This is a genomic window from Enterobacter sp. PGRG2 (assembly GCF_030291195.1).
Taxonomy (GTDB): domain Bacteria; phylum Pseudomonadota; class Gammaproteobacteria; order Enterobacterales; family Enterobacteriaceae; genus Enterobacter_D.
Genome location: NZ_CP127837.1, coordinates 3447861 through 3472741, shown reverse-complemented (window position 1 = coordinate 3472741; position 24881 = coordinate 3447861). Strand labels below are relative to the sequence as shown.

The window sequence follows — 24881 nt, the reverse complement described above, 5'->3', positions numbered from 1 at the left end:
CCCGCCATCAGGCGGGTTTTTCATTTCAGCGACGAATTATGCGGTTTTCTTCGCTTTTTTGTCTGCTTTCACCGCGACAGCCTCTGTTGCTGTAACTGCGGTGTCACCTTCTTTGTACTCACGTCCATAGTAGGTATCCAGCAGGATCTGTTTCAGCTCGGAGATCAGCGGATAACGCGGGTTAGCGCCAGTACACTGGTCATCGAATGCATCTTCAGACAGTTTGTCTACGTGCGCCAGGAAGTCTGCTTCCTGTACACCGGCTTCGCGGATTGACTTCGGAATGCCCAGTTCAGCTTTGATGCTGTCCAGCCATGCCAGCAGTTTTTCAATCTTCGCAGCGGTGCGGTCGCCCGGTGCGCTCAGGCCCAGGTGATCTGCGATCTCAGCGTAACGACGACGTGCCTGCGGACGGTCATACTGGCTGAATGCCGTCTGCTTGGTCGGGTTGTCGTTCGCGTTGTAGCGAATAACGTTAGAGATCAGCAAGGCGTTCGCCAGACCGTGAGGAATGTGGAACTGCGAGCCCAGTTTGTGCGCCATGGAGTGACACACGCCCAGGAAGGCGTTCGCAAACGCGATACCGGCGATGGTGGCAGCATTGTGTACACGCTCGCGGGCAACCGGGTTTTTGGAACCTTCGTTGTAAGACGCCGGCAGGTTTTCTTTCAGCAGTTTGAGCGCCTGCAGAGCTTGACCGTCAGAGAATTCGCTCGCCAGCACGGAAACGTAGGCTTCCAGCGCGTGGGTTACGGCATCCAGTCCACCGAAAGCACACAGCGACTTCGGCATATCCATCACCAGGTTGGCGTCAACAATCGCCATATCCGGGGTCAGGGCGTAGTCTGCCAGCGGATATTTCTGGCCGGTGGCATCATCAGTAACAACCGCAAACGGCGTGACTTCAGAACCGGTACCGGAGGTGGTGGTGACCGCAATCATTTTTGCTTTCACGCCCATTTTCGGGAACTTGTAGATACGTTTACGGATGTCCATAAAGCGCAGCGCCAGTTCTTCGAAGTGGGTTTCCGGATGTTCGTACATGACCCACATGATTTTCGCAGCGTCCATCGGGGAACCACCGCCCAACGCGATGATCACGTCTGGTTTAAAGGAGTTCGCCAGTTCAGCGCCTTTACGTACCACAGACAGCGTCGGGTCAGCTTCAACCTCAAAGAACACTTCAGTTTCAACACCAGCAGCCTTCAGCACGGAGGTGATCTGGTCAGCGTAACCGTTGTTAAACAGGAAGCGGTCAGTCACGATCATGGCACGTTTGTGACCATCAGTAATCACTTCGTCCAGCGCGATTGGCAGGGAGCCACGGCGGAAGTAGATAGATTTCGGAAGTTTATGCCACAACATGTTTTCAGCTCGCTTAGCAACGGTTTTCTTGTTGATCAGATGTTTTGGACCAACGTTTTCAGAGATGGAGTTACCACCCCAGGAACCACAACCCAGAGTCAGGGAAGGCGCGAGTTTAAAGTTGTACAGGTCGCCGATACCACCCTGAGAAGCAGGGGTGTTGATCAGAATACGAGCGGTCTTCATTTTATCGCCAAAGAACTTGACGCGTTCCGGCTGGTTATCCTGATCGGTATACAGGCAGGAGGTGTGGCCGATACCGCCCATCTCAACCAGTTTTTCGGCTTTAACCACGGCGTCTTCAAAATCTTTCGCGCGGTACATGGCCAGCGTCGGAGACAGTTTTTCGTGAGCGAACGGCTCGCTGTCGTCGACGATGGAGACTTCGCCGATAAGAATTTTGGTATCAGCCGGAACGGTGAAGCCCGCCAGCTCTGCGATTTTGGTTGCAGGCTGACCAACGATAGCGGCATTCAGCGCACCGTTTTTCAGGATAATGTCCTGTACGGCTTTCAGTTCCTGACCCTGCAGCATGTAACCACCGTGGCTCGCAAAGCGTGCACGGACGGCGTCATAGGCGGAATCCACAACGATAACGGACTGTTCGGACGCGCAGATTACGCCGTTATCGAAGGTTTTGGACATCAGAATAGAAGCAACAGCACGTTTGATGTCAGCGGTTTCATCAACCACCACAGGCGTGTTACCTGCGCCCACACCAATTGCAGGTTTACCGGAGCTGTAAGCGGCTTTAACCATGCCCGGGCCGCCTGTCGCCAGGATCATATTAATGTCCGGGTGATGCATCAGCGCGTTGGACAGTTCAACGGAGGGTTGGTCAATCCAGCCAATCAGATCTTTTGGTGCGCCGGCAGCAATGGCAGCCTGCAGAACGATGTCGGCGGCTTTGTTGGTAGCGTCTTTGGCGCGCGGGTGTGGCGAGAAGATAATACCGTTACGGGTCTTCAGGCTGATCAGCGATTTGAAGATTGCAGTAGAAGTCGGGTTAGTGGTCGGTACAATACCGCAGATAAGGCCGATAGGTTCAGCGATGGTGATGGTCCCGAACGTGTCGTCTTCAGACAGCACGCCGCAGGTCTTTTCATCTTTATAGGCGTTGTAGATATATTCAGAAGCGAAGTGGTTTTTGATCACTTTATCTTCAACAATGCCCATGCCGGATTCGGCAACCGCCAGTTTAGCCAGCGGGATACGAGCATCAGCAGCGGCCAGAGCGGCGGCGCGGAAGATCTTGTCGACTTGTTCTTGAGTAAAGTTGGCATATTCACGCTGGGCTTTTTTCACGCGTTCGACGAGTGCGTTAAGTTCAGCGACATTAGTAACGGCCATAATGCTCTCCTGATAATGTTAAACTCTTTTAGTAAATCAGCTGCTAACACGTCAGTATAGTCAAGACCAACAACAGCCTGATAAAGTGTTTACTTACAACAGCTTAAATTCAAAACTGCGCCCCTGATTTACTAAAAGAGCCTTACCTAAGCATCGAACCCGCTTGACGCTGTTCTCCCTGGCGGCGTAATCAAGGTTACTCACTTCTGAGTAGTGAAATCGTGATCTAAATCAAGTTTTAACCAAGCTGACACCTTTCAGCAGGCTCTTTTTCATGATGTACAATAATTGTTATGGAATCAGGGGAAGACTCCCTGGAGATTATAATAATTAGTACAATTTTCTAACATACCGGGATAGTAATGTTTTTAATGATTTTCCTGGTGAACTATGCTGACAAAAAGCGTATCTTCAGCACGGATTTTACAGGGACTTTTGCCATCAGCCTTGCCACTATGCGGAGCCGACCGTGATTCAGACGTTGTTTGATTTTCCAACCTACTCAAAATTTTTTATTGGCTTATTTGCACTGGTTAACCCCGTGGGGATTATTCCCGTCTTCATCAGTATGACCAGTTACCAGACGGCGGCGGCAAGGAACAAAACCAATCTGACGGCCAACTTGTCTGTTGCCATTATCCTGCTGACCTCACTGTTTCTCGGTAACGGCATTCTGCAACTCTTTGGTATTTCCATCGATTCGTTTCGCATTGCCGGCGGTATTCTGGTGGTGACCATTGCGATGTCGATGATCAGCGGTAAGCTCGGGGAAGATAAACAGAATAAGCAGGAGAAGTCGGAGACGGCGATCCGTGAAAGCATTGGCGTCGTGCCGCTGGCATTGCCGTTGATGGCAGGTCCAGGGGCAATCAGCTCCACTATCGTCTGGGGCACGCGTTATCACAACTGGATGCATCTGCTGTGCTTTTCTGTCGCCATTGCGCTTTTTGCGCTGTGCTGTTGGGGCGTCTTTCGTATAGCGCCCTGGCTGGTGCGCCTGCTGGGGCAAACCGGTATAAACGTCATAACGCGTATTATGGGACTGCTGCTGATGGCGCTGGGGATTGAATTTATTGTTACCGGTATTAAAGCGCTGTTTCCGGGGCTGCTCGCCTGATGTTTTTCATTATCAGTAAAACTTATAACTAAAGTTGAAAATTACATCAAATATAATAAATAGTGCTGTTTACCATTAATCCATGAATTTCATTTAGTTACCCGCCACCTCCGTTCGGGGGTGGTCATTATAAACGCAGTCGCCGTGTTATTTTCCTCACATGATACTCTTGGGCTTGCTGTCAGATAATTGAAATGATATTAGTAATTTTATCATCCAGGCAGATGAATGTGCTAATTAGTCGCCAATTGTTACTTTTTTGTGTAAAAAACAATCAATGTCACGACAAAGCAGCAAGGACGAAGTAGCAATGCGGTAAGCGACTGAACTTAAAAAGTTTATTGATGTACACGCAACATCAACTCCCGTCTTTGACCGCCCGCCATCTGCCATAAAAGAGAATTGCTTAACAAATTTGCAAAATGTATTGGCGAGGGATCAGCGCTTTTGGTACTTTCCGGCCTTATATTTTGTGGACGAATAATAAAGATGAGAATCATTTTCATATAACCCTCGTCCGGACAGAACAGACGCATTTCAGAACAGGGGAAATGCGCGAAAATCGACAGAAGGCTGCCATACGAGCTGCCGGTAATAATGAAAGTCGGTGATAGCAAAAAGCAAAAAACGCCTGGCGGTAGCAAAAACTCCTGCACTGCACAGGAACCCATAACGGGTATGAAACAGGCTGGTGTTCGCACCAGTAATTATAATGATCGGAGTCACAACACAATGTCCATCATCACAAAGAAAAGCCTAATCGCGGCAGGGATCCTGACTGCACTCATCGCCGGCAATGTTGCCATCGCGGCGGATGTGCCAGCGGGCGTTCAGCTGGCAGAGAAACAAGTTTTAGTGCGTAATAACGGCGCAGAACCACAATCCCTTGATCCGAATAAAATCGAAGGCGTTCCTGAGTCAAACGTCAGCCGCGACCTGTTTGAAGGCCTGCTGATCACCTCTCCGGTTGACGGCCACCCAATCCCGGGCGTGGCTGAAAAGTGGGAAAACAAAGATTTTAAAGTGTGGACCTTCCATCTGCGTAAAGACGCGAAATGGTCCAACGGCGAGCCTGTCACGGCACAGGATTTCGTTTACAGCTGGCAGCGTCTGGTGGATCCAAACACCGCCTCGCCATACGCAAGCTACCCGCAGTACGGTCATATACTTAACGTTGATGCGATCATCGACGGCAAAATGAAGCCGAGCGAGCTGGGCGTCAAAGCCATTGATGACAAAACGCTGGAAGTTACGCTGAGCGAGCCAGTGCCTTATTTCTACAAACTGCTGGTTAACCCGGCTATGTCGCCGGTGAACAAAACCGCGATCGAGAAATTCGGTGAAAAATGGACGCAGCCTGCAAATATCGTCTCCAACGGCGCATTTAAATTGCAGGACTGGGTGGTTAACGAACGTATCGTGATGGTGCGTAACACCAACTACTGGAATAACGCGAAAACCGTTCTCGACCAGATCACTTTCCTGCCAATCTCGTCTGAAGTCACCGACGTGAACCGCTACCGCAGCGGCGAGATTGACATGACTTACAACAACCTGCCGATTGAACTCTTCCAGAAGCTGAAAAAAGAGATCCCGCAGGAAGTTCACGTTGATCCGTATCTGTGCACCTACTACTACGAAATCAACAACCAGAAAGCGCCTTTCAACGATGCTCGCGTACGTACCGCGCTGAAACTGGGCCTGGATCGCGATATCATCACCAATAAAGTGAAAGCGCAGGGCGATCTGCCAGCCTTCGGTTATACGCCGCCGTATGCGGATGGTGCGAAACTGACCAAGCCGGAGTGGTTCACCTGGACCCAGGAAAAACGTAACGAAGAAGCGAAAAAACTGCTGGCGGAAGCGGGCTATACCAAAGATAAGCCGCTGTCCTTCAACCTGCTGTATAACACCTCCGATCTGCACAAGAAGCTGGCTATCGCCGCCTCGTCCATCTGGCAGAAAAACCTTGGCGTTAACGTCAAGCTGGTAAACCAGGAGTGGAAAACCTTCCTCGATACCCGTCATCAGGGTAACTATGACGTGGCGCGTGCGGGCTGGTGTGCGGACTATAACGAACCGACTTCCTTCCTGAATACCATGCTGTCCGGCAGCTCAATGAACACCGCGCACTATAAGAGCCCGGCATTCGACAGCATCATGGCTGAATCCGTGAAAGCGGCCGATGAAGCACAGCGCAGCGCGCTGTATGACAAAGCAGAGCAGCAGCTTGGCAAAGACTCTGCCATCGTTCCGGTGTATTACTACGTAAACGCCCGACTGGTGAAACCATGGGTTGGCGGATATTCCGGTAAAGACCCTATGGATAACGTTTACGCTAAAGATCTCTACGTTATCAAACATTAATGGCAATTCGTGGGGCAGGGCGTCACCGTATTTTTTGACGGTTACGTTTTGCCCCATCGTGTCTTAATTCATCGCACGCAAAGGCACAGGCCAGAAGGTACGGGCAATGTTGAAATTTATTTTACGTCGTTGTCTGGAAGCAATTCCGACACTCTTAATTCTTATCACTATCTCCTTCTTTATGATGCGTCTTGCGCCGGGTAGTCCCTTTACCAGCGAGCGCGCGCTGCCGCCGGAAGTGATGGCGAATATCGAAGCGAAATACCATTTAAACGATCCCATCATGACGCAGTATTTCAGCTATCTGAAACAGCTGGCGCAGGGGGATTTCGGACCGTCTTTCAAATATAAAGACTACTCCGTTAACGATCTGGTGGCGTCGAGCTTCCCTGTCTCCGCGAAATTAGGCGCAGCAGCCTTCCTCCTCGCCGTCATTTTTGGCGTCGCGGCTGGGGTAATCGCGGCACTCAAACAAAATACCAAATGGGATTATACGGTAATGGGCTTTGCCATGACCGGGGTGGTTATTCCGAGCTTCGTGGTAGCCCCGTTGCTGGTATTAATATTCGCGATCACGCTGAAATGGTTACCAGCCGGTGGCTGGAACGGCGGCGCGCCGAAATTCATGATCCTGCCGATGGTGGCGTTATCGCTGGCCTACATCGCCAGTATTGCGCGTATCACCCGCGGATCGATGATTGAAGTGCTGCACTCCAACTTCATCCGTACCGCGCGGGCGAAAGGCTTGCCGATGCGCCGCATTATCCTGCGCCACGCCCTGAAACCGGCATTACTGCCTGTGCTCTCTTACATGGGGCCAGCGTTCGTCGGCATCATCACCGGCTCTATGGTCATCGAAACCATTTACGGTCTGCCGGGCATCGGCCAGCTGTTTGTTAACGGCGCGCTCAACCGCGACTATTCGCTGGTGCTGAGCCTGACGATCCTTGTCGGAACCTTAACCATTCTGTTTAACGCGATTGTTGACGTGCTCTACGCCGTTATCGATCCGAAAATCCGTTACTAACGCTGGAGTACGCCATGATGTTAAGTAAGAAAAACAGCGAGGCGCTGGAAAACTTCAGTGAAAAACTCGAAGTCGAAGGGCGCAGCCTGTGGCAGGATGCACGCCGTCGCTTTATGCATAACCGCGCTGCGGTGACCAGCCTGATCGTGCTGGTGTTGATTGCGCTGTTTGTGGCGCTGGCCCCTGCGCTGTCGCAGTTCAGCTATTTCGATACCGACTGGGGCATGATGTCCAGCGCGCCGGACATGGAATCGGGTCACTACTTTGGTACTGACTCCTCCGGCCGCGATCTGTTAGTCCGTGTGGCTATCGGCGGACGTATTTCGCTGATGGTAGGGATTGCCGCCGCGCTGGTGGCGGTGGTGCTTGGCACATTATACGGCTCGCTTTCCGGCTATCTCGGCGGCAAAGTGGATTCCGTGATGATGCGCCTGCTGGAGATCCTCAACTCCTTCCCGTTCATGTTCTTCGTTATTCTGCTGGTGACCTTCTTCGGGCAAAACATCCTGCTGATCTTTGTTGCTATCGGCATGGTGTCCTGGCTGGATATGGCGCGTATCGTGCGCGGTCAGACGCTGAGCCTGAAACGTAAAGAGTTCATCGAAGCCGCGCAGGTTGGCGGAGTCTCCACCTTTAATATCGTCGTACGTCATATTGTGCCAAACGTGCTGGGCGTGGTAGTGGTTTACGCCTCGCTGCTGGTACCCAGCATGATACTGTTTGAATCTTTCCTGAGCTTCCTTGGCCTCGGCACGCAAGAGCCGCTGAGCAGCTGGGGCGCGTTGCTGAGTGATGGCGCGAACTCGATGGAAGTTTCACCCTGGCTGCTGCTGTTCCCGGCGGTATTCCTTGTCGTGACCCTGTTTTGTTTCAACTTTATCGGCGATGGCCTGCGTGATGCCCTCGACCCGAAAGATCGTTAAGGAGCGCTGTAATGAGCATGACTGAAATCGTATCGACGTCTCAGGCGCAGCAAACTTCCGACATCCTGCTGGATGTGAAAGATCTGCGGGTGACGTTTAAAACTCCGGACGGCGACGTGACGGCGGTAAATGACCTGAACTTCAGCCTGAAGGCTGGTGAAACCCTGGGGATCGTGGGCGAGTCTGGCTCGGGTAAATCCCAGACCGCCTTTGCGCTGATGGGCCTGCTGGCCTCCAACGGTGTGATCGGCGGATCGGCAAAATTTAACGGCCGCGAGATCCTCAACCTGCCTGAGCAGGCGCTTAATAAGCTGCGTGCCGAACAAATTTCGATGATTTTCCAGGATCCGATGACCTCGCTGAACCCGTATATGCGGGTCGGCGAGCAGTTAATGGAAGTGCTGATGCTGCACAAAAACCTCGGCAAAGCCGCGGCTTTTGAAGAGTCAGTGCGTATGCTGGATGCGGTAAAAATGCCGGAAGCGCGTAAGCGTATGCGCATGTATCCCCATGAGTTTTCCGGCGGTATGCGCCAGCGTGTGATGATCGCCATGGCGCTGCTGTGCCGTCCTAAGCTGCTGATTGCCGACGAACCGACCACCGCGCTGGACGTGACCGTTCAGGCGCAAATCATGACTCTGCTCAACGAGCTTAAACGCGAATTTAACACCGCAATTATCATGATCACCCACGACCTCGGCGTGGTCGCCGGTATCTGCGATAAAGTGCTGGTGATGTATGCCGGACGTACCATGGAGTACGGCTCGGCGCGTAATGTGTTCTATCAGCCGGCGCACCCGTATTCCATTGGCCTGCTCAACGCCGTGCCGCGCCTGAACGCGGAAGGCGAAGCGCTGCTGACCATTCCGGGCAACCCGCCGAACCTGCTGCGTCTGCCGAAGGGCTGCCCGTTCCAGCCGCGATGCCCGCATGCGATGGAAATTTGTCACACCGCGCCGCCGCTGGAAGAATTCGCCCCGGGCCGCCTGCGTGCCTGCTTTAAGCCGGTGGAGGAACTGGTATGAATGCGCTGACCGAAGAAAGAAAAGTCCTGCTGGAAATTGCCGATCTGAAAGTGCACTTCGACATCAAAGACGGTAAACAGTGGTTCTGGCAGCCGTCCAAAACCCTGAAAGCTGTTGATGGCGTCACGCTGCGTCTGTATGAAGGCGAAACCCTCGGCGTGGTGGGTGAATCCGGCTGCGGTAAATCGACTTTTGCCCGCGCCATTATTGGCCTGGTGAAAGCCACCGACGGTAAAGTCGCGTGGCTGGGGAAAGATCTGCTGGGGATGAAGCCGGAAGAGTGGCGCGATGTGCGCAGCGATATCCAGATGATTTTCCAGGATCCGCTGGCCTCGCTGAACCCGCGTATGACCATCGGCGAAATCATCGCCGAGCCGCTGCGCACCTATCAGCCGAAAATTTCCCGCCAGGAAGTGCGCGAGCGCGTGAAAGCGATGATGCTGAAGGTCGGCCTGTTGCCGAACCTTATCAACCGCTACCCGCACGAATTTTCCGGCGGTCAGTGTCAGCGTATCGGCATCGCCCGCGCGCTGATCCTTGAGCCGAAGCTGATTATTTGCGATGAGCCGGTGTCGGCGCTGGACGTGTCAATCCAGGCGCAGGTAGTGAACCTGCTGCAAAAATTACAGCGTGAAATGGGGCTGTCGCTGATCTTCATCGCCCATGACCTGGCGGTGGTGAAGCACATCTCCGATCGTGTGCTGGTGATGTATCTCGGACACGCGGTGGAGCTGGGCACTTACGATCAGGTGTACCACAATCCGCTGCACCCCTATACCAAAGCGCTGATGTCAGCGGTGCCGGTACCGGATCCGGATCTGGAGCGAAACAAGCAGATCCAGTTGCTGGAAGGGGAGCTGCCGTCGCCGATCAATCCGCCGTCGGGCTGCGTTTTCCGCACCCGCTGTCCGATTGCCGGCCCGGAATGCGCGAAAACCCGTCCGGTGCTGGAGGGCAGTTTCCAGCACGCGGTATCCTGCCTGAAGGTTGATCCCCTGTAACTTAAAACCTTGCCCGGCGGCGCAGGCTTGCCGGGCCTACAGGTTCCGTGCTGGCCGGGTAAGCGCAGCGCCACCCGGCACAGAAGCAATAAAAAAGGGCTGACACTCGTCAGCCCTTTGTACATTGATACGCAGATTATTCGCGCCACAGAATATGGCAAAGCTTGTGATCTTTTTCCCGGCACAGCAGCACGCGGGCGAAAATATCGTTCAGCTCGCCGCCGTCGGTATCCGCCAGACCAATCACCACTTCCGAGAAGAAATCCGGGTTCAGATCATAATCGACATGTTCCTGCCAGTCTTCTGCCGGATCGAACAGTTCGGCACCGCCGCGCTCTTCAAATTGTAAATTAAAAAGGATCACATCTGCCGGATCGAGGTTATCGACCGCCAGTTCGAGAAAAATGTCGTAAGCCTGCTCAAGTGTTTCGTCTTCAGTCAGACGATTGTTCAGATCCATTTCCATGATGACTACCTGGTTAACCACTGTTGGGCACGTTTTACAGCAACGGGCTGAAGAAGTAAAACAGTCGCTCAGTGATCCGTTGCCACAGCGGGCGTTTAACCCACAGTCTGGCATCCAGCATCCGTGAACGCGAAATATAATCGTCCTGTACCGCCGCCAGATCGGCGCCGAATCCGGCGTCGTCGATCACCAGCGTGATCTCAAAGTTGAGCCACAAACTGCGCATATCCAGATTGACCGTACCCACCAGGCTCAGTTCGCCATCCACCAGCACGCTCTTGGTATGCAGCAGGCCGCCTTCAAACTGATAGATTTTCACCCCGGCGGCGAGCAGTTCCGAAAAGAACGCGCGACTCGCCCAGCCCACCAGTACCGAGTCGTTTTTACGCGGCAGGATAATGCTCACGTCAACGCCACGATGCGCCGCCGTACAGATGGCATGCAGCAGATCGTCGCTCGGCACGAAATAGGGCGTGGTCATAATTAAATATTCACGCGCTGAATAGACTGCGGTCAGCAGCGCCTGATGGATCAAATCCTCCGGAAAGCCGGGCCCGGAAGCGATAGTGTGAATGGTATGCCCGCTGGCCTGCTCAAAAGGCATAATATTGGCGTCCGGCGGCGGCGGGAGGATGCGTTTACCGGTTTCGATTTCCCAGTCGCAGGAATAGACAATGCCCATTGCGGTGGACACCGGGCCTTCCATGCGCGCCATTAAATCCACCCACTGGCCGACGCCCGCATCCTGTTTAAAGAAGCGCGGGTCAACCATGTTCATGCTGCCGGTGTAGGCGATATAGTTGTCGATCATCACCATTTTACGGTGCTGACGTAAATCCATGCGGCGCAAAAAGACACGCATCAGATTCACTTTTAGCGACTCAACGACCTCGATGCCCGCGTTGCGCATCATATTAACCCACGGGCTGCGGAAATAATTCACGCTGCCCGCTGAATCCAGCATCAGGCGGCAATGCACACCGCGACGGGCGGCGGCCATCAGCGATTCAGCAACCTGATCCGCCATGCCGCCGGGCTGCCAGATATAGAACACCATCTCGATATTATGGCGCGCCAGCTGAATATCGCGGATCAGCGCCTGCATCACATCATCAGAAGAGGTAAGCAGCTGTAGCTGGTTGCCTTTCACCCCGGCGATGCCCTGACGCCGTTCGCACAGCTTAAACAGCGACGCGGCAACGTCGCTGTTTTCTTCGGCGAAGATATGCTTGCAGGCTTTGAGATCGTTTAACCATTTGGCGGTGGAGGGCCACATCGCCCGGGCGCGTTCGGCGCGTCGTTTGCCCAGATGCAGCTCGCCAAAGGAAAGATACGCAATAATGCCCACCAGCGGCAGGATATAGATGACCAGAAGCCAGGCCATGGCGGAGGTGACGACGCGGCGTTTCATCAGGATGCGTAACGTTACACCTGCAATCAGGAGCCAGTATCCCAAAATGACCAGCCAACTCACCAGCGTGTAGAAGGTTGTCATAAAAAATCCTTTTGAATGCGTAATCCCCTGAGTTTACGCGTAAGCATTCAACTGGCAAATAAAAACCACCGACAAAAGCGCTGGTATGGCCCGTGCAAGGGTCTATAATGCGGGCTTCGTTATTAAAGAGTTGTCATCATGAAGCGTAGTAGACCGGAAGTAGGGCGCTGGCGTATGGTTCGCCAGGCGAGCCGCCGTAAGGCGCGCTGGCTGGAAGGGCAGTCACGTCGAAATATGCGCATCCACTCGATCAGAAAATGTTTACTCAACCATCACCGTAATTCGCTGCTGTTTGCGTTTCAGGAATTCTGATCCCCAGGGCACCGCCAGCCGGTGCCCACTGTTTCGCGCCTTAAAATACTTTGCGGAACGGTTTCACTGACACCTTCTGATAGACGCCTGCCGCCACATACGGATCGGCATCAGCCCAGGCTGTCGCCTCTTCCAGCGATGGGAATTCCGCAATGACGGTAGAGCCGGTAAAGCCCGCCGGGCCCGGATCGTTACTGTCCACCGCAGGCATCGGCCCCGCGGTCAGCAGACGACCCTCATCACGCAGCAACTGCAAACGGGCAAGGTGTGCCGGACGCACTGACATGCGTTTTTCGAGCGAATCAGCATTATCTTCAGCGTAAATCACATAAAGCACGGGCAAACTCCTTAATGGGTAAAGTCGCGGGTTACGTTAAGTGAAAGTATTCAGGACTGCAACGCAAAGTTAGCCGGGGTGTTAATAACCTTGATTTACATGCGCTATTTACAGGAAATGGACGGACTAAATGCGCGATAGATGAGATGGCTTATTGAATATGATTGCTATTTGCATTTAAAATCAGGGCCTGGTTTTTTAACTGATACGATTATGACTTCAATGACCTTTGATACGCCTCGCCGCATTGCCTGGCCGACGCTACTGTCTGTTGGTGTACACGCCGCCGTGGTGGCCGTGGTGCTTTATAGTTCCGTAAAACAGGTTATTGAACTGCCTGCGCCCTCGCAGCCTATCTCCGTCACCATGGTCACCCCCGCTGAGCTGGAGCCGCCACAGGTGGCACCGCCGCCGGAACCGGTGGTTGAACCAGAACCAGAGCCTGAGCCGGAACCCGTTCCGGAGCCGCCAAAAGAAGCGCCGGTGGTGATCGAAAAACCCAAACCTAAGCCGAAGCCAAAACCTAAGCCGAAGCCAAAACCGGAAAAACGCGTTGAGCAGCCGAAGCGTGATGTACGCCCGGTGGAACCGCGTCCGAGCGCGCCAGCGCAGAGCTTAGCCCCGCGTACCGTGACCAACCCGGCGCCGGCGCAAAGCCGACCGGTGAATAACACTCCGGCCGGTCCGCGCGCGATAAGTCGTGGTGAGCCGCAGTATCCTGCGCGCGCGCAGGCGCTGCGTATTGAAGGCCGTGTGCGGGTTAAATTTGACGTGACCTCCGACGGGCGCGTAGAGAATGTCCAGATCCTGGACGCCACGCCGCGCAATATGTTCGAGCGGGAAGTGAAAACCGCGATGCGTAAATGGCGTTATGAGCCGGGCAAACCGGGTAACGGCATCACCGTTAACATCGTCTTCCGACTGAACGGCGGGGCCTCGATGGACTGACGGGCCGCCGGGCCAAAAAAAAAGCCTCTGTACAGAGGCTTTTTTATTGTCTTCGATTCAGGGCTGTGGCGGCAGGGCGCGGGGTTTACCTTCGCTGTCCACGGCCACATAGATAAAGAGCGCTTCGGTGGCCTTATAGCGCTGGCCAATGGGTTCGGATGAGACTTTCTTCACCCATACTTCCACATTGATGGTCACAGAGGTATTGCCGCGCTTAATGCAGCGGGCATAGCAGCACACCACATCACCCACGGCCACCGGGCGCAGAAAGGTCATGCCGTCGACGCGCACCGTCACCACGCGGCCATGGGCGATCTCTTTCGCCATAATTGCGCCGCCCATGTCCATCTGCGACATCAGCCAGCCGCCAAAAATATCGCCATTGGCATTAGTATCTGCGGGCATCGCCAGCGTGCGTAATACCAGTTCTCCCTGCGGAGCCTCATTTGTTGTCGTCATTATTATCTCAGTCTGAAACGGCGTCAGGATTTATCTTCCGTCGGCATATGACGGTAAATATAAATCCCGCTCAGCAGCGTGAAAATCAGCGTTAAGGCCGACAGGCCAAACACTTTAAAATTAACCCAGATATTTTGCGGCAGCCAGAAGGCGATATAGATGTTCGCCAGCCCGCAGAGAATAAAGAACACCGCCCAGGCGATATTCAGTTTCGACCAGACGTGCTGCGGCAGGGTGAGCTCTTTGCCCAGCATGCGCTGGATCAGCGGCTTTTTCATCACCCACTGGCTGAATAACAGCGCACCGGCGAACAGGGCGTAAATCACCGTTACCTTCCATTTGATAAATTCATCGTTATGGAAGAACAGCGTTAAACCGCCAAACACCGCCACCAGCACAAAGGTGATCAGCGCCATTTTTTCCACTTTGCGATAACGCACCCAGCTGTATATCAGCACCACTGCGGTGGCGACGATCAGCGCAGCCGTCCCGGCATAAATGTCATACAGCTTATAGAAGGCGAAAAAGACAATCAGCGGCAGAAAATCAAGAAACTGCTTCATTCTTTAATTCCGATAGTAATACCCGTCGACGTGAAGGCCGACGGGTGAATGTTAAGGACGGATCAGCATATAAAGGCGGAAAAGATAAATCAGCAGTACGGCAGAGATTAAATTGCTCACCGTATTAGCCACCACCGCGCCCACGTTCGGCGTCAGGGCGGCAAAGCTGGAGGCAAACATCAGCAGCACTGTTTTTGCCAGCAGCCAGCCGATAATGGCGGGTGCCACCAGTCGCATATTCGCCCAGGCCATGCGCATACTGGCGCGCAGCGCGGCAAAGATACCCATTTTTTCCTGTACCAGCATGACGGGCGCAAATGACAGCACGATGGCCAGCAGCACGCCGGGCACGACGATCATCATAATGCCCACCTGCACCAGCAGGGTGGTGATGAAAATCAGCGCAAACAGCTTCGGCAGCACAGGCGCGCTGGCGCCAATCGCCCGCAGGGCGCTGACGCGCTGCCCGGCGGAGATCAATTGGATCATCAGCAGCACGCCACCAGCCAGGATGGCGTTACCAATCAGCCCGGAGAAGGTGGACGCCGCCGACGCGCGCAGCAAAACCTGCTGTTGCTCCGGCGTCATATTCTGCACCAGCTCCATCAGACCAACGCTGCCGGACAGATTATCGCCTTCGCTTAAAATCGACAGTTGTTCCTCACTGGGCGAAAAAACATGACCAAGCATCACCGTGATAAATGCACATAACAACGCGATCAGCAGAATAGTAACGAACTGATTACGAAAAAAATTTCCCGTGTCACGGTAAACGGACTTCGCCGTGATAGACATGCCCTCTCCTTGAGTTAAGCAGGTGTTTATTCAGCTGCCGATTGTACCCTGGTTGACCCGCAAGTGGCAGCATCAAGGGTGGTATGGAAAAGCATATCTTTGTAAAGCGAGAGTAATGGCTGCCCGTTACGCACAAAAAGTAAAAATTGATGCAGACCAGTAAACACGGTTTTATCGGAATGGGCGGTAAAATTAATCCAGATCAACAAAGGTTAAATTATTGGTTTAAATGTGATCTGTGGCAGATCACTTTCTACTTCGATGTAGGTATATTCACCGCGCAAATAAAACCACATCAAAGGAGTGGAGATGAAAAAGTTAGCTGTGGCAGCGCTGGTACTGGCAGGTCTTTCCCAAAACGTGTATGCCCATGAAGCAGGCGAATTCTTTGTCCGTGCCGGTTCCGCCACCGTGCGCCCGACGGAAGGCTCTGATAACGTGCTGGGCAGCCTCGGCGGGTTTAACGTCGATAACAACACCCAGCTGGGTCTGACCTTCACTTATATGGCGACGGACAATGTTGGCGTTGAATTGCTGGCTGCCACGCCGTTCCGTCACAAAGTGGGCACCGGGCCGACCGGCGACCTGGCAACCGTTCATCACTTACCGCCGTCATTGATGGCGCAGTGGTATTTCGGCGATGCCACCAGCAAAGCGCGTCCCTATATCGGCGCGGGCGTCAACTACACCACGTTCTTTGATGAAAAATTCAATGATACCGGCAAAGAAGCCGGGCTGTCGGATTTGAGCCTGAAAGATTCCTGGGGGCTGGCGGGGCAGGTGGGGCTGGATTATCTCATCAACCGTGACTGGCTGCTGAACATGTCAGTCTGGTATATGGATATTGATACCGATGTACGTTTTAAAGCCGGTGGCGAGCAGCAGAGCGTGCATACCCGTCTCGATCCCTGGGTATTTATGTTTGGCGCGGGTTATCGATTCTGACAGGAATATGCCGCCCGATTATCATTCAGGCGGCAGATGAGGTTATTGCGGCAGGGTCGCGGCTTTCAGGCCCTGTACAAAAGCTTTCAGCTCCGCCAGCATCGCGGTGGAGTTATCAAGATGCTTCTCGATAATTTTGACAATGGCAGAGCCGGAGATCGCCCCGGCAGCGCCCGCGCCCAGCGCGGCAGTCACCTGAGCCGGTGCCGAAATACCAAATCCCTGCAATGCCGGTGCGGCATTATATTCCCGCAGTTTATCCACCAGGTGATTCAGCGGCAGCGCGGTGCCGTTCTCGGATCCGGTTACCCCGGCACGGGACAGTAAATAGGTATAGCCGCGGCCATAAGAGGCGATCTGGCGCAACAGATCGTCATCGGCGTTCGGCGGGCAGATGAAAATCGGCGCGACATTGTGACGCAGCGCCGCCTGACGGAACGGGGCTGACTCCTCCACCGGCACATCCGCCACCAGTACGGAATCGACACCGGCCTTTTCACACTGGGCGTAAAACTCATCAATGCCACGGCTGAATACCAGGTTGGCGTACATCAGCAGGCCAATGGGCATATCCGGATATTTCTGGCGCACGGTGGTCAGGATTTCAAAGCACTGCGCCGGGGTAACGCCCGCGGCAAAGGCGCGCAGGGTGGCGTTCTGAATGGTCGGGCCATCCGCCAGCGGATCGGAGAAGGGAATGCCCAGCTCCAGCGCATCGGCACCCGCTTCAATCAGCGTGTCGATGATTTTCAGCGACTGCTCAGGGGTGGGATCCCCCAGCGTCACGAAGGGGACAAACGCGCCTTCCTTGCGATCCTTCAGGCGTTTAAACAGGTTTTCATAGCGTTCCATTACATTTCCCCTCGCGCTTTCAGAATATCGTGAACCGTATAGATGTCTTTATCGCCGCGGCCGGACAGGTTAACCACCAGCAACTGCTCTTTTTCCGGGTTTTCGCGCATCATTTTCAGCGCATGGGCCAGCGCGTGGGAGGATTCCAGCGCCGGAATAATGCCTTCACTGCGGCACAGCAGCTTGAACGCGTCCAGCGCTTCGTCATCGGTGATGGACACATAATCTGCACGCCCGATGCTATTAAGATGCGCGTGCTGCGGGCCGACGGACGGGAAATCCAGACCGGCAGAAATGGAGTAGGACTCTTCAATCTGACCATCTTCCGTCTGCATCATCGGCGACTTCATACCGAAGTAAATCCCCACGCGGCCATGCTTGAGCGGCGCGCCGTGCTCGCCGGATTCAATGCCGTGCCCGGCAGGCTCAACGCCAATCAGCCCGACGCTGGTCTCTTCGATAAAGTCCGCAAACATGCCGATAGCGTTAGAACCACCGCCGACGCAGGCGATCACCGCATCCGGCAGACGCCCCTCTTTTTCAATGATCTGTGCTTTGGTCTCTTCGCCGATCATGCGCTGGAATTCACGCACAATAGTCGGGAAGGGGTGCGGACCGGCGGCGGTACCCAGCATATAGTGCGCGGTATCGTAGCTGCCGGACCAGTCGCGCAGCGCCTCGTTACAGGCATCTTTCAGCGTAGCCGAGCCGCTGTAGACTGGGATCACTTCCGCGCCCATCAGACGCATACGGAAGACGTTCGGCGACTGGCGCTCCACGTCTTTTGCGCCCATATAAATGCGGCATTTCAGACCGAGCAGCGCCGAGGCCAGCGCTGACGCCACACCATGCTGACCCGCACCGGTTTCGGCGATGATTTCCGTTTTACCCATTTTCTTCGCCAGCAGCGCCTGACCCAGCACCTGGTTAGTTTTGTGCGCGCCGCCGTGCAGCAAATCCTCGCGCTTGAGGTACAGCGTGGTTTTGGTGCCCGCCGTAAGGTTCTGGCATTTCGTCAGCGCCGTCGGACGCCCGGCGTAGTTTTTCAGCAGGTCAGTGAACTGCGCCTGGAATTCAGGATCTTTTTGCGCGTTTACAAAAGCTTCTTCAAGCTGACGCAGGGCGGGCATCAGGATCTGCGGCACGTACATACCGCCAAACTCGCCGAAATAGGGATTCAGTAATGTTGTCATGCTTGCTTCCTTAATATGCTCTGAGCGTGCGGAAAACCGAGGCCAGTTTGTCGGCATCTTTAATACCCGGTTCACGCTCTACGCCTGAATTAAAATCGAGACCGGCACAACCGGCCCTGGCGGCTTCCACGCAGTTATCGGCACCAAGTCCGCCTGCGAGCAGCACGTTGTCGAGGCGTTGTCCCGCCAGCAGCGACCAGTCAAATCGCTCCCCGCTGCCGCCCTGACCGTTATCGAACAGATATTTATCCACGTGCTGATAATCCCGCGCGGGCAGGCTGCGGGCGACGCTGAGCGCTTTCCAGATCTGCACATCAGCCGGCAGCGCGGCGCGTAATGCATTCACATACTGCTGGTCTTCCGTGCCATGTAATTGCACGGCGGCAAGCCCCAGCCGTTGCGCGCGTGCAACCACATCGTCCACCGGCGCGTTGCGGAACACGCCGACGTAGCGCAGGCCAGGCGCGGCATTGATCACCACCTGCGCCTGTTCATCGCTGACTGCGCGCGGCGAGGTGTCGACAAAAATCAGCCCACCGTACACCGCGCCCGCCTGATAAGCGGCCTGCGCGTCTTCCGACCGGGTCAAACCACAGACTTTGTTTTCGCCGAGCAGCACGCGCAGCACGGCGGCATTCAGATCGGGATACTCCATCAGCGCCGAGCCAATCAGGAATCCGTTGGCGAAATGGCTCAGCTCACGCACTTGGGCATAGGTATTAATGCCAGATTCGCTGATCACCGTAACGCCTGCGCCCAGACGCGGCGCCAGCTGGCGGGTGCGGTTCAGATCGATGGAGAGATCGCGCAGGTCACGGTTATTAATGCCAACCACTTTCGCCTCAAGGGCAATGGCGCGCTCCAGCTCTTCTTCATTACTGACTTCCGTCAGCACGCCCATCTCCAGGCTATGGGCGACGGCGGCAAGCTGGCGGTACTGCTCGTCATCCAGCACGGACAGCATCAGCAGGCAGGCATCCGCCTGGTAGAAACGCGCCAGGTAAATCTGGTAAGGATCGATAATGAAATCCTTACAAAGGATCGGCTGTGGCGCGATGGCGCTGACCACCGGCAGAAAATCGAAGCTGCCGTGGAAATATTTTTCATCCGTCAGCACCGAAATAGCCGACGCATGGTGTTTGTAGATCTCAGCGATTTTCGCCGGATCAAAATCTTCACGGATCACGCCTTTAGACGGCGATGCTTTTTTGCACTCCAGAATAAAGGCCGTGCGCGCGCCCTGTAAGGCAGAATAGAAGCGACGCGAACTCGGCACGACCTGATTCTGAAAACTGGCCAGCGGCTGTTGCGCTTTGCGGGCCTCAACCCAAATCGCCTTATCTGCGACGATTTTCGCTAAAACGGTTTCCATCATTTACCCTCTTGCCGCAAGTGCGGTGACTTTGTCATACGCCGCGCCGCTGTGCAGCACATCCAGAACTTTTTGCGCATTGGCCTGTAAATCTTCTTCGCCGTGCAGACGCATCAGCATGGCGACGTTAGCGGCCACGGCAGCTTCATGCGCAGCCTCGCCTTTACCTTGTAATAAGCGCGTCAGAATGTCACGGTTTTCTTCCGGCGTGCCGCCTGCCAGTTGCTCCTGATGGTAAGGCGTCAGGCCAAAATCGGCGGCGGTCAGCTGATAGCTTTTGATTTCCCCTTCATGCAGTTCGGCCACCACCGTCGGCGCATGCAGCGACACTTCATCCATGCCGCCGCTGTGTACCACGGCCGCACGCTGATAGCCCAGTACGCGCAGCGTTTCGGCAATCGGCAGCACCAGCTCCGGGCTGTAGACGCCGATCAGCGCCAGCGGCGGATGCGCCGGATTGATCAGCGGCCCCAGCACGTTAAACAGCGTGCGGGTTTTCAGCTGCTGACGCACCGGCATGGCGTGACGAAAACCGGTGTGATATTTCGGCGCGAACAGGAAACAGACGCCCAGCTCGTCCAGCGCGGTGCGGGATTTTTCCGCCTGCATATCCAGATTAATGCCGAAGGCCGCCAGCAGATCGGAAGAACCGGATTTACTGGAAACGCTGCGGTTGCCGTGCTTGGCGACTTTCAGCCCGCAGGCCGCCGCCACAAAAGCGCTGGCGGTGGAAATATTGATGCTGTTGCTGCCGTCGCCGCCGGTGCCGACAATATCTGCAAAGGCATAATCCGGGCGCGGGAAGGGCGCGGCGTTTTCCAGCAGGGCGGTGGCGGCCCCGGCGATCTCATTCGGGTGTTCGCCGCGGATCTTCATGCTGACCAGCGCCGCCGCCAGTTGCTCTGGCTTCAGCTCGCCGCGCACCACCGCAGAAAACAGCTGGTGGCTCTCCTGCTGGCTCAGGGTCTGCGCCTGGTAAAGTTTTTCGAGGATCGGTTGCAGGGTATTGGTCTGCTCCAGTTTTTGCATCGCCCATGCCAGAGTCTGCTCCAGCAGACGCGCGCCCTGGGTGGTGAGGATCGATTCCGGGTGGAACTGGAAGCCGCAGACGCGATCCGCATCGTGGCGCACTGCCATCACCATGCCGTTGAAATGGGCGTTGATGGTCAGACCCGCCGGAATATTACTGCCCACCAGCGAATGGTAACGGGCTACCGGCAGCGGATTGCTCAGCCCGGCAAACATCGCCTGGCTGTCATGTTCAATGCTCGACGCTTTGCCGTGCAGGATCTCACCGGCCTGGCCAACGTAACCGCCGTAGGCTTCGACAATCGCCTGATGACCCAGACAGATGCCGATGATCGGCAGTTTGCCGCGCAGACGGGTTAACAGCTCCGGCATGCAGCCTGCTTCCGACGGCGCGCCCGGCCCTGGCGAGAGCATCAGCACCGGGTTGTCCATGGTGGTCAGACGGTCAATCAGTGTCTGCGCCGGGACATGATTACGGTAAATCACCACATTGTGCCCGCTGGCACGCAGCTGATCGGCGAGGTTGTAAGTAAACGAGTCGATATTATCGAGCAGCAGAATATCAGCCATCAGAACGTCTCCTGTGCGTGGTGTGCAGTGGCAATGGCGCGCAGGACGGCGCGGGCTTTATTACGGGTTTCATCGGCTTCGGACTGCGGCACAGAATCCAGCACCACGCCTGCGCCCGCCTGAACGGTGGCGATGCCGTTTTCCACGTAGGCGGAACGAATGACGATGCAGGTGTCGAGATCGCCGTGGGCGGTAAAATAACCCACCGCGCCGCCGTAGCTGCCGCGACGGGTACCTTCGGCACCGGCGATCAGCTGCATGGCGCGAACTTTTGGCGCGCCGCTCAGGGTGCCCATATTCATACAGGCGCGATAAGCGTGCAGCGCATCCAGATCGTGGCGCAGTTCCCCCACCACGCGGGAAACCAGGTGCATCACAAAGGAATAGCGATCGACTTTGGTCAGATCCGCCACATAACGGCTGCCGGGCGTACAGATGCGGGCCAGATCGTTACGCGCTAAATCCACCAGCATCAGGTGTTCCGACAGCTCTTTATGGTCGGTACGCATTTCCAGCTCAATACGGCTGTCCAGATCGCGATCCAGCGAGCCATCAGCGCGACGCCCGCGCGGACGCGTCCCGGCAATGGGGTAGATTTCAATCTGGCGGGTGTTTGCGTCATATTTCAGCGAGCTCTCGGGCGAGGCGCCGAACAGGGTGAAATCGGCATCCTGCATAAAGAACATGTACGGGCTGGGATTGCTTTTCTTCAGCACATCATAGGCCGCCAGCGGCGACGGGCAGGGCAGGGAGAAGCGGCGGGACGGCACCACCTGGAAAATCTCTCCGGCGCGGATCGCTTTCTGCATTTCGCGCACCACCGCGCCGTACTCCTCGTCGCTTTGATTACAGTCACAGCGCATGGAGGCGATGGATTCCACCGGCAGCGCCACCGGCAAATCGTGCAGCTGCTGGCGTAGCGTAGCCATCCGTTGCGTCAGGCGATCGCGCTCAGCGGCCTGGGGCGTAAAGAGGCTCGCCTGAATACGGGTATGCTGTTTCTGGTGATCGATCACCAGCAGCGTTTCCGCCAGGTAAAAACAGTAATCCGGGCAGTTATTGTCCTGCGCCAGAGCCGGTAATTCTTCAAAACCTGCCACCAAGTCATAGGCGAACAGACCGCCAAAGAACATCGCTTCACGCTCATCGGCAGGCAGTGTGACCAGCGTTTGCAGCAGGCGGAAGGCGTCAAATACCGACAGCGAACACAGGCGGGCGTCTTCATCCAGCAGCGCGCTCACCGGCGGGAAGCGCAGTACGCGGCTGTTGTCCGCTTTTGTGTTTTCCACGCCGGAGGGCAGCGCCGCGTCCAGCAGCGGCAGCAGGGACGCGCCGTTGGAGGTAAAGGCAGTGATGGTGACAGTGTCACCCAGCGCGGTAATGCGCAACGCGGCATCCACCAGCAGCAGGCTTTTTAAATCATTTTTGCTGTCAATGTCGGCGGATTCGAGCAGCAGCGTTGCCGGACGCGCGCCGCAGATCTGGTGAAACAGCGCCGTCGGATTTTCGCGGTAGACTGCATCATCAGTAAGAAGTTCGAGTGCTGGTTTTTGCGTTTGCATAATCGTTCTCGTTATTTTGTTCATAAAAAAGCCCGCTCACGAGGCGGGCCGGGGTATCTGTTTGCGTGACGCAGACGTGACCTCACTGCCCGTAATCAGGAGTGCGCCACCAGCGGTTACGTGTTGAGAATGCAGTCATTTTCAGATACCTCGTCGTGTGAACTTGCGTACTAGTTAACTGGTTCGGCGAAATAAAGTCAACCCCTGATTTCGCAAAAATCATCGGCAACCGTTATGATGGCGCGGTCACCTTCTTTATATCCCCATGGGAGCCGCTTTGAGCGACACGAATTACGCAGTGATTTACGATCTTCATTCCCACACTCTCGCTTCAGACGGTTTGCTTTCACCCGAAAAACTGGTGCACCGCGCGGTTGAGATGCGCGTCGGTACGCTGGCGATCACCGATCATGACACCACCGACGGCATAGCCGCCGCGCAGGCCGAAATTGAACGCGCGGGCCTGGCATTAACGCTCATCCCCGGCGTAGAAATCTCAACCCTCTGGGAAAACCATGAGATCCATATCGTCGGCCTCAATATTGATAGCACTCATCCGGCGATGTGTGAACTGCTGGACGAACAAAAGGCGCGACGCCAGCAGCGGGCGCAGCTTATCGCCGAACGGCTTGAAAAAGCGCATATTCCCGGCGCGCTGGAAGGCGCGCAGGCCCTGGCGCAGGGCGGTGCCGTGACCCGTGGGCACTTCGCGCGTTTTCTGGTCGCCAGCGGCAAAGCCAATAACGTGGCGGATGTATTTAAAAAATACCTCGCGCGGGGGAAAACCGGCTACGTTCCGCCACAGTGGTGTACAATAAAACAAGCTATTGATGTCATTCATCATTCTGGCGGCAAAGCGGTTATCGCCCATCCGGGGCGGTATGATTTGAGCGCTAAATGGCTGAAAAGACTGCTGGCGCACTTCGCCGAACAGGGCGGCGACGCCATGGAAGTATCGCAATGTCAGCAGGCGCCTAACGAGCGCACCCAGCTTGCAGCTTATGCGCAACAGTTTGGTTTACTGGCTTCGCAGGGCTCGGATTTCCATCAGCCCTGCCCGTGGATCGAACTGGGTCGTAAGCTCTGGTTACCCGCAGGCGTGGAAGGGGTGTGGACATCGTGGGAGCAGCCACAGAACACCAATGAGAGGGCAGTATGAGTCAGTTTTTCTATATTCACCCGGACAACCCGCAGGCGCGGCTGATTAATCAGGCCGTGGAAATTGTGCGCAAAGGCGGGGTGATTGTTTATCCAACCGATTCCGGCTATGCGCTGGGGTGCAAACTGGAAGACAAGGGCGCCATGGAGCGCATTTGCCGCATCCGCCAGCTGCCGGACGGCCACAACTTTACCCTGATGTGCCGCGATCTGTCGGAGCTGTCCACCTACGCTTATGTGGATAACGTGGCGTTCCGTCTGATCAAAAACAACACGCCCGGCAACTACACTTTCATTCTGAAGGGCACGAAAGAAGTGCCGCGCCGCCTGTTGCAGGAAAAACGTAAAACCATCGGCCTGCGCGTGCCATCCAACCCCATCGCCCTGGCGCTGCTGGAAACGCTCAATGAGCCAATGCTTTCCACCTCGCTGATGCTGCCGGGCAGCGATTTTACCGAATCCGATCCGGAAGAGATCAAAGATCGCCTGGAAAAACATGTCGATCTAGTGATCCACGGCGGTTATCTCGGCCAGCAGCCAACAACCGTTATCGATTTAACCGACGATTCGCCGGTGATCCTGCGCGAAGGCGTCGGTGACGTTAAACCTTTCTTATAAGTGATGCGCCGGGCCACAACGGGTGGTCCGGC

23 protein-coding genes and 1 other annotated feature are annotated in these 24881 nt (G+C 55.2%); of the genes, 11 read left to right on the top strand and 12 right to left on the bottom strand.

Translation table 11 applies throughout. The annotated features are described in order from the left end of the window. Positions 1-36: 36 nt before the first annotated feature. A complete protein-coding gene (gene adhE, locus QRD42_RS15555; RefSeq protein WP_321987564.1) occupies positions 37-2715 on the bottom strand; it encodes a bifunctional acetaldehyde-CoA/alcohol dehydrogenase in 2679 nt (892 codons plus the stop codon). A gap of 469 nt (positions 2716-3184) precedes the next feature. Here adhE and QRD42_RS15550 point away from each other — a divergent pair, with 469 nt between their 5' ends. The 6 genes from QRD42_RS15550 to oppF all read left to right on the top strand — a co-directional run bounded on the left by QRD42_RS15550 (position 3185) and on the right by oppF (position 10175). Then, complete coding sequence (locus QRD42_RS15550; protein WP_072568644.1) at positions 3185-3832, top strand: YchE family NAAT transporter; 648 nt, start codon at positions 3185-3187, stop codon at positions 3830-3832. A gap of 732 nt (positions 3833-4564) precedes the next feature. Continuing rightward, a complete protein-coding gene (gene oppA, locus QRD42_RS15545; protein WP_321987563.1) occupies positions 4565-6199 on the top strand; it encodes an oligopeptide ABC transporter substrate-binding protein OppA in 1635 nt (544 codons plus the stop codon). Positions 6200-6305: 106 nt separating this feature from the next. Further along, on the top strand, positions 6306-7226 hold the full coding sequence (gene oppB, locus QRD42_RS15540) for an oligopeptide ABC transporter permease OppB (RefSeq protein WP_072568643.1): 921 nt from the start codon (positions 6306-6308) through the stop codon (positions 7224-7226). Positions 7227-7240: 14 nt separating this feature from the next. Next, entirely contained in the window at positions 7241-8149 is a 909-nt protein-coding gene (gene oppC, locus QRD42_RS15535) for an oligopeptide ABC transporter permease OppC (RefSeq protein ID WP_072568642.1), read from the top strand. 11 nt (positions 8150-8160) lie between these two features. Next, positions 8161-9174, top strand: coding sequence for an ABC transporter ATP-binding protein (locus QRD42_RS15530; protein ID WP_072568641.1), 1014 nt, complete (start codon positions 8161-8163; stop codon positions 9172-9174). Then, complete coding sequence (oppF, locus tag QRD42_RS15525) at positions 9171-10175, top strand: murein tripeptide/oligopeptide ABC transporter ATP-binding protein OppF (protein ID WP_072568640.1); 1005 nt, start codon at positions 9171-9173, stop codon at positions 10173-10175. Before QRD42_RS15530 ends, oppF begins: the two co-directional genes overlap by 4 nt. Positions 10176-10311: 136 nt before the next feature. On the opposite strand, the gene QRD42_RS15520 is transcribed toward oppF, so the two are convergent. Both QRD42_RS15520 and cls read right to left on the bottom strand, forming a co-directional pair. Continuing rightward, the gene (locus QRD42_RS15520; protein ID WP_072568639.1) at positions 10312-10641 is read right to left on the bottom strand and encodes an HI1450 family dsDNA-mimic protein; all 330 of its coding nucleotides are present in this window, start codon (positions 10639-10641) and stop codon (positions 10312-10314) included. A 34-nt stretch (positions 10642-10675) separates the two neighbouring features. Then, positions 10676-12136, bottom strand: a complete 1461-nt coding sequence (cls, locus tag QRD42_RS15515; protein WP_072568638.1) for a cardiolipin synthase — start codon at positions 12134-12136, stop codon at positions 10676-10678. A gap of 138 nt (positions 12137-12274) precedes the next feature. On the opposite strand from cls, the gene QRD42_RS15510 reads away from it, so the two are divergent. After that, entirely contained in the window at positions 12275-12448 is a 174-nt protein-coding gene (locus QRD42_RS15510; RefSeq protein WP_088218644.1) for a YciY family protein, read from the top strand. Between the two features lie 40 nt (positions 12449-12488). Here the strand turns inward: QRD42_RS15510 and QRD42_RS15505 are convergent, their stop codons facing one another. Continuing rightward, on the bottom strand, positions 12489-12785 hold the full coding sequence (locus QRD42_RS15505; protein WP_321987562.1) for a YciI family protein: 297 nt from the start codon (positions 12783-12785) through the stop codon (positions 12489-12491). 222 nt (positions 12786-13007) lie between these two features. Here QRD42_RS15505 and tonB point away from each other — a divergent pair, with 222 nt between their 5' ends. Then, complete coding sequence (gene tonB / locus QRD42_RS15500; RefSeq protein ID WP_321988777.1) at positions 13008-13733, top strand: TonB system transport protein TonB; 726 nt, start codon at positions 13008-13010, stop codon at positions 13731-13733. Positions 13734-13790: 57 nt separating this feature from the next. Here the strand turns inward: tonB and yciA are convergent, their stop codons facing one another. Genes yciA through QRD42_RS15485 form a run of 3 tightly spaced genes read right to left on the bottom strand, consistent with a single transcriptional unit; the run spans position 13791 to position 15550 of the window. Further along, positions 13791-14192 (bottom strand): acyl-CoA thioester hydrolase YciA, encoded by a 402-nt coding sequence (yciA, locus tag QRD42_RS15495; RefSeq protein ID WP_072568635.1) that lies wholly within the window; start codon positions 14190-14192, stop codon positions 13791-13793. Positions 14193-14215: 23 nt separating this feature from the next. Then, the gene (locus QRD42_RS15490; protein ID WP_218337121.1) at positions 14216-14755 is read right to left on the bottom strand and encodes a septation protein A; all 540 of its coding nucleotides are present in this window, start codon (positions 14753-14755) and stop codon (positions 14216-14218) included. 51 nt (positions 14756-14806) lie between these two features. Beyond that, positions 14807-15550 carry a YciC family protein gene (locus QRD42_RS15485; protein ID WP_072568633.1) on the bottom strand — a complete coding sequence of 248 codons (744 nt, stop codon included), beginning with the start codon at positions 15548-15550 and terminating at the stop codon, positions 14807-14809. A gap of 309 nt (positions 15551-15859) precedes the next feature. Here QRD42_RS15485 and ompW point away from each other — a divergent pair, with 309 nt between their 5' ends. Beyond that, positions 15860-16495 (top strand): outer membrane protein OmpW, encoded by a 636-nt coding sequence (gene ompW / locus QRD42_RS15480; RefSeq protein ID WP_072568632.1) that lies wholly within the window; start codon positions 15860-15862, stop codon positions 16493-16495. Positions 16496-16537: 42 nt separating this feature from the next. Here the strand turns inward: ompW and trpA are convergent, their stop codons facing one another. Genes trpA through QRD42_RS15455 form a run of 5 tightly spaced genes read right to left on the bottom strand, consistent with a single transcriptional unit; the run spans position 16538 to position 23073 of the window. Then, a complete protein-coding gene (gene trpA, locus QRD42_RS15475; protein WP_072568631.1) occupies positions 16538-17347 on the bottom strand; it encodes a tryptophan synthase subunit alpha in 810 nt (269 codons plus the stop codon). Next, positions 17347-18540 carry a tryptophan synthase subunit beta gene (trpB, locus tag QRD42_RS15470; protein WP_321987561.1) on the bottom strand — a complete coding sequence of 398 codons (1194 nt, stop codon included), beginning with the start codon at positions 18538-18540 and terminating at the stop codon, positions 17347-17349. Before trpB ends, trpA begins: the two co-directional genes overlap by 1 nt. Positions 18541-18550: 10 nt before the next feature. Beyond that, on the bottom strand, positions 18551-19912 hold the full coding sequence (trpCF, locus tag QRD42_RS15465; protein WP_321988776.1) for a bifunctional indole-3-glycerol-phosphate synthase TrpC/phosphoribosylanthranilate isomerase TrpF: 1362 nt from the start codon (positions 19910-19912) through the stop codon (positions 18551-18553). Between the two features lie 3 nt (positions 19913-19915). Then, positions 19916-21511, bottom strand: a complete 1596-nt coding sequence (gene trpD, locus QRD42_RS15460; RefSeq protein WP_072568629.1) for a bifunctional anthranilate synthase glutamate amidotransferase component TrpG/anthranilate phosphoribosyltransferase TrpD — start codon at positions 21509-21511, stop codon at positions 19916-19918. After that, complete coding sequence (locus QRD42_RS15455; protein WP_321987560.1) at positions 21511-23073, bottom strand: anthranilate synthase component 1; 1563 nt, start codon at positions 23071-23073, stop codon at positions 21511-21513. The genes trpD and QRD42_RS15455 overlap by 1 nt, the downstream gene beginning before the upstream one ends. Before the next feature lie 22 nt (positions 23074-23095). Then, positions 23096-23191 (bottom strand) — a sequence feature (Trp leader region). A 159-nt stretch (positions 23192-23350) separates the two neighbouring features. On the opposite strand from QRD42_RS15455, the gene rnm reads away from it, so the two are divergent. Further along, the gene (gene rnm / locus QRD42_RS15450; RefSeq protein WP_321987559.1) at positions 23351-24232 is read left to right on the top strand and encodes an RNase RNM; all 882 of its coding nucleotides are present in this window, start codon (positions 23351-23353) and stop codon (positions 24230-24232) included. Beyond that, entirely contained in the window at positions 24229-24849 is a 621-nt protein-coding gene (locus tag QRD42_RS15445; RefSeq protein WP_072568626.1) for an L-threonylcarbamoyladenylate synthase, read from the top strand. Before rnm ends, QRD42_RS15445 begins: the two co-directional genes overlap by 4 nt. The last annotated feature ends 32 nt before the right edge of the window (positions 24850-24881 follow it).